Below are 13,462 nucleotides of genomic sequence, written 5' to 3'. Positions count from 1 at the left end.
GAGGCAAGCAACCACCCATTAATTCAGAGTAAAAACATGTTTTGTGTGATCTACAGAAGTACAAGCCGTGACCAGACCTATCTTTATGTCGAAAAGAAAGACGATTTTTCACGCGTGCCTGAAGAATTAATGAAGAGCTTTGGCCGACCACAGCTGGCGATGCTGCTGCCGCTGGATGGTCGTAAGAAACTGGTCAATGCCGATCTGGATAAAGTGAAAACGGCATTAGCCGAGCAAGGCTATTATTTACAGCTTCCACCACCGCCTGAGAATTTATTAAAACAGCACCTTGAGGCGAACGGGAAAAAATAGTCTCAGCTGTTTCGGGCGCATCACATCAACCGATTAGGGGTCGAGCATGTATCAACATCATAACTGGCAAGGTGCGTTACTGGATTATCCCGTCAGCAAAGTGGTCTGCGTGGGCAGTAACTACGCAAAGCATATTCAGGAGATGGGCAGCGCAACACCAGAAGAGCCGGTTCTGTTTATTAAGCCAGAGACGGCGCTTTGCGATATCCGCCAGCCGCTGGCGTTGCCGCAGGGGCTGGGGTCAGTGCATCACGAAGTTGAGCTCGCGGTGCTGATCGGCGCCACGCTGCGCCAGGCCTCCGAAGAGCATGTCCAGAAAGCGATTGCTGGCTACGGCGTCGCGCTGGATCTGACGCTGCGTGATGTGCAGGGAAAAATGAAGAAGGCCGGGCAGCCGTGGGAAAAAGCCAAAGGCTTTGACAACGCGTGTCCGATTTCGGGATTCATTCCGGTCAGTGAATTTACCACTGATCCACAGGACACGCCGCTCAGCCTGAAGGTGAACGGTGACATCCGCCAGCAGGGCAGCACAGCAGACATGATCCATAAGATTGTGCCGCTGATCGCCTACATGAGCCGCTTCTTCACCCTGAAACCCGGAGATGTGATCCTGACCGGTACGCCTGAAGGGGTTGGCCCGCTCCTCAGCGGCGATGAGCTGGAGGTCGGTTTTAACGGCCTGTCGCTGAAAACCCGCGTGCTGTAACCACATCTTGCCGCCTGAAGAGGGCGGCAAAACTTGCAACAACGTGCCAGACTCGTTATAAGGTGCGCTTTCTTTTGACGTGTGGACATCCTGATGAACGACATCCCTTTCTGGCAAAGCAAAACTCTTGACGACATGACTGACGCGGAATGGGAATCATTGTGCGACGGCTGCGGGCAGTGCTGCCTGCACAAGCTGATGGATGAAGATACGGACGAAATCTACTTCACCAACGTGGCCTGCAAGCAGTTGAACATTAAAACCTGCCAGTGCCGCAACTATGAGCGTCGGTTCGAATTTGAGCCGGACTGCATCAAGTTAACCCGTGATAATCTGCCCACCTTTGAATGGCTGCCCCATACCTGCGCGTATCGCCTGCTGGCGGAAGGGAAAGGGTTACCAGACTGGCATCCGTTGCTCACCGGTTCGAAAGCGGCGATGCACGGCGAGCGCATTTCGGTGCGCCACATCGCCGTGAAAGAGTCCGAGGTGCGGGACTGGGAAGACCATATTATGAATCACCCTAATCGGTGATAATAAAAAACCCGCCGAGGCGGGTTTTTTATTATGCGCTGTTGTGTCGGGTGGCGCTGCGCTTACCCGACCTACAAAACTGACGTTGCCGTTTTGCTTTTACCTTCCGAACAAATCACGTTTCTTCGGCTTGAACGGCTGGGCAATCAGCACCAGCAACGCCACGATGAAGTAGGCGACAAAAATCCCCACCAGCCACTGTGGCATCTCCAGCGTCAGGAATTCCCACTGACGGACAGAGCAGTCACCGGATGCGACAAACACCTGCGGCAGCCATTTATCCAGCGGCAGCCAGCTCGGGAAGCGGGCGGCAAAATCACAGGTCATAAACGGTGACGGATGCAGCTGCATCATGGTGTGCTGCCAGGAGAGTTCAATTCCTTTCCAGGCGCTGTACAGCCAGATTGCAATACCCGCGTAGCGCAACGGCGATTTCGGGGCGATGGCGCCTACCAGGCCCGCACCCATAATGCCAAACAGGGCGCAGCGCTCGTAGATACAGAGCACGCAGGGTTTCAGCCCCATCACGTGCTGGAACCACAGCGCGACCATTTCCAGCGCAAAGGCGGTCAGGGCCATCAACAACCACGCTCCGCGACCGCGAGAGCACTGGTTTAAAAATCTCAACATAATCATTTCCCTGGAACATGCTTAGAAAGCGCAGTGTAAACGAATTCGTTTTTCGCGCCACCTGTACCTGACGAAATAAAACGTAATCGGATGTTTATCGTGCGAAAAGGCAAACGGGCAGCGAACTGCCCGAGAGGCCTCATTTAGTGCGCCGCAAGTATACCCGCTTGTATCAGCCATTGCGTACAGGGAATGAGGGTAATTTTGACGCAAAGCAATCCCACAATTGTGAGTACCAGCGTATAGGGCAGCGCCATCCAGACCATTCTTCCATAAGAAAGACGTATGAGTGGCGCAAGGGCAGAGGTCAGCAGGAACAGGAAGGCGGCTTGTCCATTTGGCGTCGCTACCGACGGCAGGTTAGTGCCGGTATTGATGGCCACGGCCAGCAGCTCAAACTGTCCTGCGTTAATAATGCCTTCTTCCATCGCGGATTTGGCTTCGTTGATGTAGACCGTCCCGACAAAGACGTTATCGGAGATGGACGACAGGAGGCCGTTGAACAGATAGAAGAGCGTAAGCTGCGCGTCTGGTGCAGCCTGCAGCACAAAGGTAATTATGGGGGCAAACAGATGCTGGTCGATAATCACCGCCACAACCGCAAAGAAGACCGCCAGCAGCGCGGTAAATGGCAGGGCTTCCGTAAACGCTTTGCCAATAGCATGCTCATCCGTTACGCCGCTAAAGGTGGTCGCAAGAATAATGACGGAGAGGCCAATCAACCCAACCTCTGCAAGATGCAATGCCAGCGCGACGATAAGCCAGACGCCAATGATACCCTGCGCAATCAGACGCAGCGTCTCTTGCCGCGTGCGCTGTTTGCGGCTCTGCTCGTCAAATTTATGCAGCTCACTGCGGACCGGCTCAGGCAGTTGCGCGCCGTAGCCGAATACCCTGAACTTTTCGACCAGAATGCAGGTTGCTAACCCGCAGATAAGGACAGGCACGCTCACGGGGGCCATACGCAGGAAAAACTCGCCAAAATGCCATTCAGCCGCTTTAGCGATGATCAGGTTTTGCGGCTCACCCACCATGGTCATCACGCCGCCCAACGCAGTCCCTACGCCAGCATGCATCATCAGACTGCGCAGAAACGCGCGGAACTGCTCCAGCACCTCACGGTTATGCGCCTCAACGTGGCTGTCATCCTGCAAGTCTTCGCCCGGGCGGGACGAGGCCACGCGGTGATAAATCCCGTAAAACCCGACGGCGACGCTGATCACCACCGCAACAACGGTCAGGGCATCCAGGAAGGCCGAAAGAAAGGCAGCAGCAAGGCAAAACGCCAGCGACAATACCGTTTTAGACGGAATGCTGAGCAACAGGCGAGTGAAGATAAACAGCAGCAGCTGTTTCATAAAGTAGATCCCGGCCACCATAAATATCAGCAGCAGGAGCACTTCCAGATTTGACGCCAGCTCTGCTTTGACATGCTCAGCAGACGTCATCCCGATGACCACTGCTTCAAAAGCCAGCAGACCGCCAGGCAGCAGAGGGTAACATTTCAGCGCCATTGCCAGGGTGAAGATAAACTCCGCCACCAGCAGCCATCCGGCGATAAACGGGTTCACGCTAAAAATAAGGGGGTTAACGACCAGGAAAACCAGCAGTATCAGTTTGTACCAGTCAGGAGACTGACCTAAAAAATTGCGCCACAGCGCGCGCCCAAAAGAAATTTCCACAACAGACGTCCTTCCCCGTCACGTAAAACAAAACATCAGTATACGCAAAATTGCGGCCCGGCGGCGGATAAGCGAGCATTGTAAATTTCATAAAAATGAAACGGCGATCCCTCTTTTCTCTCTTTACCGCGCTACCTGCCGCTGCATGCCTCTGGTATGATGAGTGCAATTTGCTAAAGCTGTGTAATGGAAATCTCACTATGGTCATTAAGGCGCAGAGCCCGGCGGGTTTCGCGGAAGAGTACATCATTGAAAGCATCTGGAATAATCGCTTCCCTGCAGGGTCCATTCTTCCGGCTGAACGCGAACTCTCTGAACTGATTGGCGTCACTCGCACCACGCTGCGTGAAGTGCTTCAGCGACTGGCGCGTGATGGATGGTTGACGATCCAGCACGGCAAGCCAACAAAAGTAAACAACTTCTGGGAAACCTCGGGGCTGAACATTCTTGAAACGCTGGCGCGCCTCGACCACGAAAGCGTACCGCAGCTCATTGATAATCTGCTCTCAGTGCGTACCAACATCGCGACGATCTTTATTCGTACCGCTTTCCGTCAGCACCCGGAAGATGCGCTTGCAGTGCTGGCCAGCGCAAACGAGGTCGAAGATCATGCCGATGCCTTTGCCACCCTCGATTACAACGTCTTCCGCGGTCTGGCGTTTGCCTCCGGCAACCCGATTTACGGTCTTATCCTCAACGGGATGAAAGGGCTCTATACCCGCATTGGTCGTCACTACTTTGCCAATCCCGAAGCGCGCAGTCTGGCACTGGGTTTCTACCATAAGCTCAGCAAGCTCTGCACTGAAGGGCTGCACGATCAGGTTTATGAAACCGTGCGTCGCTACGGTCATGATTCCGGTGAAATCTGGCATCGCATGCAAAAAACGCTGCCGGGCGATTTAGCGATTCAGAGTCGCTGAAAGAAAAACCTCTCAAGTGAGAGGTTTTTTTTCGCCCGGTGGCGCTTCGCTTACCGGGCCTACAAACCCGTAGGCCGGGTAAGGCGTAGCCGCCACCCGGCAAAAAACATTACAACGTATTCAACCGCGCCGGGCAACGTTCCAGCAGTTCTACGCTGCCGTCCTCATTCTGCTGTTCCAGCTGCACGTCAAAGCCCCACAGGCGGTGAACATGCTTCAGCACCTCTTTACGTCCTTTATCCAGCGGCGCGCGGTTGTGCGGGATATAACGCAGCGTCAGAGAACGGTCACCGCGTAAATCGACGTTCCAGACCTGAATATTGGGCTCAAGATTGCTCAGGTTGTACTGAGAAGAGAGCCGTGAGCGGATCTCGCGGTACCCCTCTTCGTTATGAATCGCAGAAATCTCCAGGTAGTTGTTACGATCATCGTCCAGCACGGTGAAGAAGCGGAAATCACGCATGATCTTCGGCGACATAAACTGGCTGATAAAGCTCTCGTCCTTAAAATCGCGCATCGCAAAATGCAGCGTTTCAAGCCAGTCTGAACCGGCGATATCCGGGAACCAGTACTTGTCTTCTTCCGTTGGCGACTGACAGATACGCTTAATATCTTGAAACATCGCAAAGCCAAGCGCATACGGGTTAATCCCGCTGTACCACGGGCTGTTATAAGGCGGCTGAAACACGACGTTGGTATGGCTGTGGAGAAACTCCATCATGAACCGCTCGGTCACTCTCCCCTCGTCATACAGATGGTTGAGGATGGTGTAGTGCCAGAATGTCGCCCAGCCTTCGTTCATCACCTGCGTCTGTTTCTGCGGATAGAAATACTGGCTGACCTTGCGCACGATGCGCAGGATCTCACGCTGCCACGGCTCCAGCAGCGGGGCGTTTTTCTCCATAAAGTAGAGCAGGTTTTCCTGCGGCTCGGAGGGATAACGACGCGTCTCGGCGACGGCTTTCTCTTCCTCACGCTTCGGCAGGGTGCGCCACAGCATGTTCACCTGGCTTTGCAGATACTCTTCGCGGCTTTTCTGTCGGGCTTTCTCCTCCTGCAGGGAGATTTTCTGCGGGCGTTTGTAGCGGTCCACGCCGTAGTTCATCAGGGCGTGGCAGGAGTCGAGCAGTTTCTCCACCTCATCCACGCCATAACGCTCTTCGCAGTCGGTGATGTATTTACGCGCGAAGATCAGGTAATCAACGATGGAGCTGGCATCCGTCCAGCTGCGGAAGAGATAGTTATTTTTGAAAAACGAGTTATGGCCGTAACAGGCGTGGGCCATCACCAGCGCCTGCATGGTAATGGTGTTCTCTTCCATTAAATACGCAATACACGGATTGGAGTTAATCACAATCTCATACGCCAGCCCCTGCTGACCGTGTTTATACAGGCGCTCCGTTTCAATGAATTTTTTACCAAACGACCAGTGCGGATAGTTGATCGGCATCCCGACGCTGGAGTAAGCGTCCATCATCTGTTCAGAGGTAATCACCTCAATTTGATGGGGATAGGTATCCAGGCGATACAGTTTTGCCACCCGGTCGATTTCGGCGAGGTAGACATCCAGCAGCTCGAAGGTCCAGTCGGGTCCATCGCTCAGACGTGTGTTGTCCTTGTTCAGGGAATCAATAGTAGCCATTAGCGCGCCCTCGTTGTGGGTGCTCTCTCTGTCTGGAGAGCCTCCTTTCAAGCATAGATCAACGTGTTAAAAAGCGTGCCCGACAAGAAATTTTTTCTTTGCGATTTCCCGTTTTTGATACGGCAAAAAAAGCGACTCCTTCAGCATTTTATGCTGGTTAAAAATAAAGCTCAGCATGAGATCCCAAATTAGCACCATCCCCTGATACTGGGGGATGTGTGAGGCAAGTCACCATAAAAAAGTCGTATGTTGAATAATATTTTCAACTAGGTTATCAATCTGTAATTAGAAGATTGTTCTTTTGCACATTATGGAGTGGCTATGCGTGTTGTCATACTGGGAAGTGGTGTCGTTGGCGTAACCAGCGCCTGGTATTTAAGTCAGGCAGGACATGAGGTTACCGTTATCGATCGTGAATCCGGCCCGGCGCTTGAAACCAGTGCGGCGAATGCCGGGCAAATCTCTCCGGGGTATGCGGCGCCGTGGGCAGCCCCTGGCGTACCGCTGAAGGCGATCAAATGGATGTTCCAGCGCCATGCGCCGCTGGCCATCAGCCTTGACGGCACGCCGTTCCAGCTGAAGTGGATGTGGCAGATGCTGCGCAACTGCGATACCCGCCACTACATGGAAAACAAAGGGCGCATGGTGCGCCTGGCGGAATACAGCCGTGACTGTCTTAAGACCCTGCGCGCGTCGACCGGCATTGAGTACGAAGGCCGTCAGGGCGGCACGCTGCAGCTGTTCCGCACCGCGCAACAGTATGAAAACGCCACCCGCGACATCGCCGTGCTGGAGGATGCCGGCGTACCTTACCAGCTGCTGGAGGCCAGCCAGCTGGGACAGGTTGAGCCTGCCCTGGCGGAAGTGGCGCATAAACTGACGGGCGGCCTGCGTCTTCCTAATGACGAAACCGGCGACTGTCAGCTCTTTACCCAGCGTCTGGCGCACATGTGCGAGCAGGCGGGGGTGAAATTCCGCTTTAACACCGCTGTCGACAAGCTGCTGTCGGAAGGGGAAAAAATTTACGGCGTGAAGTGTGGCGACGAGGTGATCAAAGCGGATGCCTACGTGATGGCGTTTGGCTCGTATTCCACCGCCATGCTGAAAGGCATTCTCGATATTCCTGTTTATCCGCTGAAGGGCTACTCGCTGACCATTCCGGTGAAAGAAGAGAGCGGCGCCCCGGTATCAACCATCCTGGATGAAACCTACAAAATCGCCATTACCCGCTTCGATAACCGCATCCGCGTGGGCGGCATGGCGGAAATTGTCGGCTTCAACACCGACCTCCTGCAGCCGCGTCGTGAAACGCTGGAGATGGTGGTGGGGGACCTGTTCCCGCGCGGGGGCTTTGTTGAGCAGGCGACATTCTGGACCGGTCTGCGTCCGATGACCCCGGACGGTACGCCGATTGTTGGCCGTACGCCGTTTAAAAATCTGTGGACCAATACCGGACACGGCACGCTGGGCTGGACGATGGCCTGCGGATCCGGTCAGCTGCTGAGCGACCTGATTTCCGGGCGCACGCCAGCCATTCCATTTGACGATTTAAGTGCGGCGCGCTATCAATCAGGGTTCACGCCATCGCGTCCACAGCATCTGCACGGCGCGCATAACTAAGGAGTTGTCATGTCCCGTCCTGTTCTGGCTCAGCTGGATCTGCAGGCCCTGAAGGAAAACCTGCAAATTGTTCGCCGGGCAGCACCTGGTTCGCGCGTCTGGTCGGTAGTCAAAGCGAATGCCTACGGCCACGGTATTGACCGTATCTGGAGCGCGCTCAGCGCCACCGACGGTTTTGCGTTGCTCAATCTGGAAGAGGCTATCCTGCTGCGCGAACGCGGCTGGAAAGGGCCGATTTTGCTGCTGGAAGGGTTCTTCCACCCCGAGGATCTGCCGTTGCTGGATAAGTATCGTCTGACCACCAGCATTCACAGCAACTGGCAGATTAAAGCGATTCAGGATGCAAAACTCCACGCGCCGCTGGATATCTATCTCAAGGTAAACAGCGGCATGAACCGTCTGGGCTTTCAGCCTGAGCGGGTACATACGGTCTGGCAACAGCTGCGCGCCCTGAAAAATGTGGGCGAAATGACGCTGATGGCGCACTTTGCCGATGCGGAAAAACCGGACGGCATTGCCGATGCCATGGTCCGCATTGAGCAGGCGGCAGAAGGGCTGGACTGTCCGCGCTCGCTGTCGAACTCTGCGGCGACGCTTTGGCATCCCGAAGCGCATTATAACTGGGTGCGTCCGGGGATCGTTCTGTATGGTGCATCCCCGTCCGGTCAATGGCAGGATATCGCCAACAGCGGCCTGAAGCCGGTGATGTCCCTGCGCAGTGAGATTATCGGCGTGCAGACGCTGAAGGCGGGCGACACGGTGGGCTATGGCAGCCGCTACCGGGCGCAGGGCGAACAGCGAATTGGTATTGTGGCAGGCGGGTATGCCGACGGCTATCCGCGCATCGCGCCAACCGGTACGCCTGTCTGGGTGGACTGCGTCCGTACGGGCACGGTGGGGACCGTGTCAATGGATATGCTGGCGGTTGACCTCACGCCGTGTCCGCAGGCGGGCATCGGTTCACCGGTTGAGCTGTGGGGCAATGAAGTCAAAATTGATGACGTGGCCGCGGCGGCGGGAACGGTGGGGTATGAATTGATGTGCGCCCTGGCGCCGAGAGTGCCAGTTGTGACGGTGTAACGTGTTCTTATGCCGGGTAAGGCGCAGCCGCCACCCGGCATAAACCCGCTACTCTGCGTCCTCTTCCATCGGCCGCAAACCGACTTTCCGCACCGCGTTATCTTCTTTTTCGGCAACGGTCCAGATCATCCCGGCAAATTCCACCTGATCGCCGACGACCGGCGCAGCGCCAAGTCGTTGCTGGATGATTTCGCCCAGCGTTTGCTGGTTATCACCGTCTTCAGCACCTTCATCCAGACCGTAAATCAGCGCCACATCCGCAAATTTGGCGCTGGCTTCCAGAATAAAATCGCCGAAGAAACGCTGGTCCAGCGCCACCGGAGGCGACTGGCTGAACAACTTGCCCAGCGCGGGCAGATCGCGCTCGCGGCCAATCACGCACAAAATATCCCCTTCGCGAAGCCGGGTGCTGCCGGTAGGGTGTTGCAGGACATTATCGCGAAACAGCGCGGCAATCCGCGTTTCGGCCGGCATGTGCAAATCGCGCAGCGATGCCCCTACGCACCACTTGTCGGCGCTCAGTTGATAGACGAACTGTTCCCACGGGTTCTCCGGATGAATATCGAGCCCCACGCGGGACACCGGCCAGCCCACGGGCGGGACCACCACTTTGGCTTTTTTCGCCGCCCATCCGAGCGATGTCCCCTGGAACAGCAGTGAAATCAGCACCACGAAGAACGCCACGTTAAAGAACAGTCGTGCGTTATCCAGCCCGGCCATCATCGGGAAGACGGCAAGGATAATCGGCACCGCGCCACGCAGGCCCACCCAGCTGATAAAGACACGCTCGCGCAGGTTGAAGCCGCGAAACGGCAGCAGACCGGCAAACACCGACAGCGGACGGGCGAAGAAGATCATCCACGCAGACAGCAGCAGCGCCGGAATGGCAATCGGCAGCAGATCCGAGGGCGTGACCAGCAGGCCCAGTACCAGGAACATGCCGATCTGCGCCAGCCAGGCAAGACCGTCGAAGTTTTGCAAAATAGCGTGACGGTTGCGGATAGGGCGGTTACCCATCAGGAATCCGCAGAGGTAGACCGCGAGAATACCGCTGCCGTCCAGAGCGGTGGTGACGGCAAAAATCAGGATCCCGCCGCTCAGCGCCAGCAGTGGATACAGCCCCGAGGGGAGCGAGATGCGGTTAATCATCTGCTGTAACAGGTATCCCCCCGCCAGACCTATCAGTATCCCCAGGCCGAACTGCTGCAGGATATGCCACGCGAACATCCAGCTCAGCCCGGTCTCGTGCTGCTGGATCATCTCGATCAGCGTGATGGTCAGGAACACCGCCATCGGGTCGTTACTGCCGGATTCAATCTCAAGCGTTGAGCCGACACGTTCGTTAAGCCCTTTTCCACCGAGCAGGGAAAATACGGCTGCCGCGTCGGTTGAGCCGACAATCGCGCCAATCAGCAAACCCTCCATGATATTCAGATGGAAAAGCCACGCAGCCATCATCCCGGTGAGGCCAGAGGTAATTAACACGCCGACCGTGGCAAGTGAAAGCGCAGGCCCCAGGGCCACGCGGAAGGAGCTCGCCTGCGTACGCATGCCGCCGTCAAGCAGGATCACCGCCAGGGCGAGGTTACTCACCATGTAGGCAAAAGGGTAGTTATCGAATGGGATACCGCCGATGCCATCAATGCCAGCCAGCATGCCGATAGCAAGGAAAATAACAAGAATAGGTATGCCGAGACGCGATGAAAATGAACTTAATAAAATACTGCTGGTTACAAGGACAGAACCCAAAATGAAAAGGCTGATTATCGCTGCGGCATCCAATGTTCTCTTACTCCCACCTCAATGTTAACGCTGTTACTAAAACCCTAACATATTAACGTCGGTAACAGCGTTTTATTAAGGCGGTTTAACGGATTTTTTACCCCTTTATGACCGGATGGCCGCTGATGGTGAGCTGGCTTCCGCCATCATCATGCTTCAGCCCGGCGTGCGCCCCCAGCGCAAGAGTGACGGTTTGCTGCTCATGGCCGAAATCCAGCCCGGTGATGACGGGAATGTCCAGCCGGGAGCGAATGAAATCGACCATCGTTTCCAGCGAGTAGCCCGCGTCATAGTCATTGGGGGCAGCGCCGCTAAAGCTGCCCAGCACAATCGCGGACTGACGCGCAAGAATACCGGCATGATAAAGCTGCAATAGCATGCGCTCGACGCGGAACGGATGTTCGTTGATATCTTCCAGCACCAGAATGCCGTCCTCGATGTCCGGCATCCACGGCGTGCCGATGAGCGAGACCAGCATCGCCAGGTTTCCGCCCCAGAGCTGGCCTTCACACTCCCAGTGCGGTCCGTTGCCTTGCCACTCCACGCTGTAGGCAGGATTACGCAGCGCGCGCCAGAAGTGTTCCATGGTAAACGCATCCAGCTCTGGCGCGCCGAAGTTACCGGCCAGCATTGGGCCGCTAAACGTGATGACATTATGCAGGGCCAGAAGACCTAGCTGGATGACGGTGAAATCGCTGTGGCCGCAAATCAGCAGCGGATCCTGCTGCTGGCGCTGCGCCAGACCCTGCCAGTCAATGCTCTCCAGCAGCCTGCTCGCCCCGTAGCCGCCGCGCACGGCAAGGACGATGCGATCCTTACCCTTCAGACTCACCAGGCTATTGATATCATTCAGCCTCTGCGCTTCCGTTCCGGCAAAACGCTGCTGGCGGCGGGGGATAATTGTCTGATTTTCTACCTGATGGCCAGATTCCAGTAAGCGCTGAACGCCCCGCTGTGCCGCGTCCTGGTTAATGCAGTAGCCCGACGGCGCGATGAGATGAAACTGAGACATGGCAATTCCTTGCTGAATGAGAAACTAATTGTCTATATCATGCCGCGTATACGCTGCCTGCTTCAAGGGCGGCGCACCGCGATGACCGGCTATAAGGATAGATGACGTGAAATTGAGATGGTTTGCTTTTTTGATTGTGCTGCTGGCTGGCTGTAGTTCAAAACATGATTATCAAAACCCGCCCTGGAACCCGGAAGTGCCGGTGAAACGGGCTATGCAGTGGATGCCAATCAGTGAACAAGCCGGGAAGGCCTGGGGCGTGAGCCCGCGTCTGATCACCGCGATTATTGCGGTGGAGTCCGGCGGTAATCCTACGCTCGTCAGCAAATCCAACGCGGTGGGACTGATGCAGCTTAAGGCTTCAACGGCGGGGAGAGAGGTCTACCGCTACATGGGCTGGAGCGGACAGCCGTCGACCAGCGAGCTGAAGAACCCGGAACGCAACATTTCCATGGGTACCGCGTATCTGAGCATTCTGGAACATGGCGTGCTGAAGGGCATCGAGGATCCGGAAGTGATGCAATACGCGCTGGTGGTCTCATACGTGAACGGTGCAGGGGCGCTGCTCAGAACTTTCTCCTCTGACCGTAAAGAGGCGATAGACGAGATCAACGGCATGGACAAAGATGAGTTCGTCGAGCATGTCGCGAAGAATCATCCGGCACCACAGGCGCCTCGTTATATCTGGAAAGTACAGAAAGCGATGGATGCCATGTAATGCCGCAAACGGGCGGCGGTTGCGCTGCCCGATTTTTTCACAGGACTTTATTTGCACGTTCCCGTGCTTCACGCTCCAGCGAGTAGATAATACGCTGCAGCTCGCGCTCAGCGCCTGGCCCGACGTTCAGGAAACGGAAGCTCAGACGCGGCGTGGTAATCGTTTCGTTTTTGCTGTCCACCACTGTGCGCTCGCTGATGGCAATCAGCTGTGCATCGAAATAAAAGCGACCCCAGCCGCCCATATCGAGCTCAATTTGGGTAAAACGCATGCCTTCTACCAGTCCGTCCGGTTTCGCTGAATCCAGCAACGCCCCCATTCCGCCCAGCGACAGGTCAAAGAGACGGAAGCGAAGCTCTTTTTTGTCCGGCATTTTGGCCTTACAAAAATAGGCAGGATGAAGCGGGGCGCTGATGCGGAAGTATTCACGACGCTGGACAAACCAGAGGTTGCCCGGAAGAGGGGTCACAAAAGCGGGAAGTCCCTGATATTCGCTCAGTTCCAGTCGCGGCAGGACAAACTCCACTTTAGCTCCATGGGTTTCGGCCATCACCGCAATATGTTCCGCTCTTAGCGCAGCGCGGTTTTCATACTCCTGGCTGCCCAGGTCAACAATCAGTCGCTCCTGCGAAACGTCAAGGATCTTGCTGATAAACTGATTATTTGACCAGCTGATGCGCAACGGCACTTCGCCTTTTTGCAGGTCGCGTAATACCCCTAATACAGCCAGCGGATTTTGCTTGAGGAACTGCTCACTGTAATGACTCACGCCGGATGGCTCCTTGATTAATGACAGACTGTCTGAGCGTTATCGGCAATCCACA

General features: G+C 55.6%; 12 protein-coding genes and 2 pseudogenes. 8 read left to right on the top strand and 6 right to left on the bottom strand.

Translation table 11 applies throughout. The annotated features are described in order from the left end of the window. Positions 1-36: 36 nt before the first annotated feature. The 3 genes from BFV64_RS13435 to BFV64_RS13425 all read left to right on the top strand — a co-directional run bounded on the left by BFV64_RS13435 (position 37) and on the right by BFV64_RS13425 (position 1,552). On the top strand, positions 37-312 hold the full coding sequence (locus BFV64_RS13435; protein WP_014884264.1) for a YcgL domain-containing protein: 276 nt from the start codon (positions 37-39) through the stop codon (positions 310-312). A 46-nt stretch (positions 313-358) separates the two neighbouring features. Next, on the top strand, positions 359-1,018 hold the full coding sequence (locus BFV64_RS13430) for a fumarylacetoacetate hydrolase family protein (protein ID WP_045134178.1): 660 nt from the start codon (positions 359-361) through the stop codon (positions 1,016-1,018). Between the two features lie 93 nt (positions 1,019-1,111). Further along, complete coding sequence (locus tag BFV64_RS13425; RefSeq protein WP_014884262.1) at positions 1,112-1,552, top strand: cysteine cluster protein YcgN; 441 nt, start codon at positions 1,112-1,114, stop codon at positions 1,550-1,552. Positions 1,553-1,651: 99 nt separating this feature from the next. Here the strand turns inward: BFV64_RS13425 and dsbB are convergent, their stop codons facing one another. Then, positions 1,652-2,182, bottom strand: coding sequence for a disulfide bond formation protein DsbB (gene dsbB, locus BFV64_RS13420; RefSeq protein WP_014884261.1), 531 nt, complete (start codon positions 2,180-2,182; stop codon positions 1,652-1,654). A gap of 143 nt (positions 2,183-2,325) precedes the next feature. Then, complete coding sequence (nhaB, locus tag BFV64_RS13415) at positions 2,326-3,864, bottom strand: Na(+)/H(+) antiporter NhaB (RefSeq protein ID WP_023330627.1); 1,539 nt, start codon at positions 3,862-3,864, stop codon at positions 2,326-2,328. A 200-nt stretch (positions 3,865-4,064) separates the two neighbouring features. Here nhaB and fadR point away from each other — a divergent pair, with 200 nt between their 5' ends. Continuing rightward, positions 4,065-4,784, top strand: coding sequence for a fatty acid metabolism transcriptional regulator FadR (gene fadR, locus BFV64_RS13410; protein ID WP_014884259.1), 720 nt, complete (start codon positions 4,065-4,067; stop codon positions 4,782-4,784). 109 nt (positions 4,785-4,893) lie between these two features. Here fadR and BFV64_RS13405 read toward each other — a convergent pair whose 3' ends face one another. Then, a complete protein-coding gene (locus BFV64_RS13405) occupies positions 4,894-6,426 on the bottom strand; it encodes a SpoVR family protein (protein ID WP_063861470.1) in 1,533 nt (510 codons plus the stop codon). 321 nt (positions 6,427-6,747) lie between these two features. Between BFV64_RS13405 and BFV64_RS13395 the strand changes: the two genes are divergently transcribed. The 3 genes and pseudogenes from BFV64_RS13395 to BFV64_RS26150 all read left to right on the top strand — a co-directional run. Continuing rightward, positions 6,748-8,046 carry a D-amino acid dehydrogenase gene (locus tag BFV64_RS13395; protein WP_014884257.1) on the top strand — a complete coding sequence of 433 codons (1,299 nt, stop codon included), beginning with the start codon at positions 6,748-6,750 and terminating at the stop codon, positions 8,044-8,046. A 9-nt stretch (positions 8,047-8,055) separates the two neighbouring features. Then, a complete protein-coding gene (gene dadX, locus BFV64_RS13390; RefSeq protein WP_069602182.1) occupies positions 8,056-9,126 on the top strand; it encodes a catabolic alanine racemase DadX in 1,071 nt (356 codons plus the stop codon). A 9-nt stretch (positions 9,127-9,135) separates the two neighbouring features. After that, a pseudogene (locus tag BFV64_RS26150) lies at positions 9,136-9,237 on the top strand (hypothetical protein); the annotation flags it as partial. On the opposite strand, the pseudogene BFV64_RS13385 reads toward BFV64_RS26150, so the two are convergent. Together BFV64_RS13385 and ldcA are read right to left on the bottom strand one after the other, a co-directional pair. Beyond that, positions 9,193-10,908: pseudogene (locus tag BFV64_RS13385) on the bottom strand (potassium/proton antiporter); the annotation flags it as partial. The pseudogenes BFV64_RS26150 and BFV64_RS13385 sit on opposite strands and share 45 nt — an antisense overlap. Positions 10,909-11,005: 97 nt before the next feature. Beyond that, positions 11,006-11,920, bottom strand: a complete 915-nt coding sequence (gene ldcA / locus BFV64_RS13380; protein WP_069602181.1) for a muramoyltetrapeptide carboxypeptidase — start codon at positions 11,918-11,920, stop codon at positions 11,006-11,008. 106 nt (positions 11,921-12,026) lie between these two features. Between ldcA and emtA the strand changes: the two genes are divergently transcribed. Then, positions 12,027-12,638: a membrane-bound lytic murein transglycosylase EmtA gene (gene emtA / locus BFV64_RS13375; protein WP_014884253.1), complete on the top strand. Its 612-nt coding sequence runs from the start codon at positions 12,027-12,029 to the stop codon at positions 12,636-12,638. Positions 12,639-12,675: 37 nt separating this feature from the next. On the opposite strand, the gene ycgR is transcribed toward emtA, so the two are convergent. Then, positions 12,676-13,407, bottom strand: a complete 732-nt coding sequence (gene ycgR, locus BFV64_RS13370) for a flagellar brake protein YcgR (RefSeq protein ID WP_014884252.1) — start codon at positions 13,405-13,407, stop codon at positions 12,676-12,678. Positions 13,408-13,462 lie beyond the last annotated feature (55 nt).

The sequence above is a fragment of the Enterobacter kobei genome, assembly GCF_001729765.1.
Lineage (GTDB): Bacteria > Pseudomonadota > Gammaproteobacteria > Enterobacterales > Enterobacteriaceae > Enterobacter > Enterobacter kobei.
The sequence above is the reverse complement of the archived record's forward strand: the minus strand, read 5'-3'. Positions and strand labels throughout refer to the sequence as shown.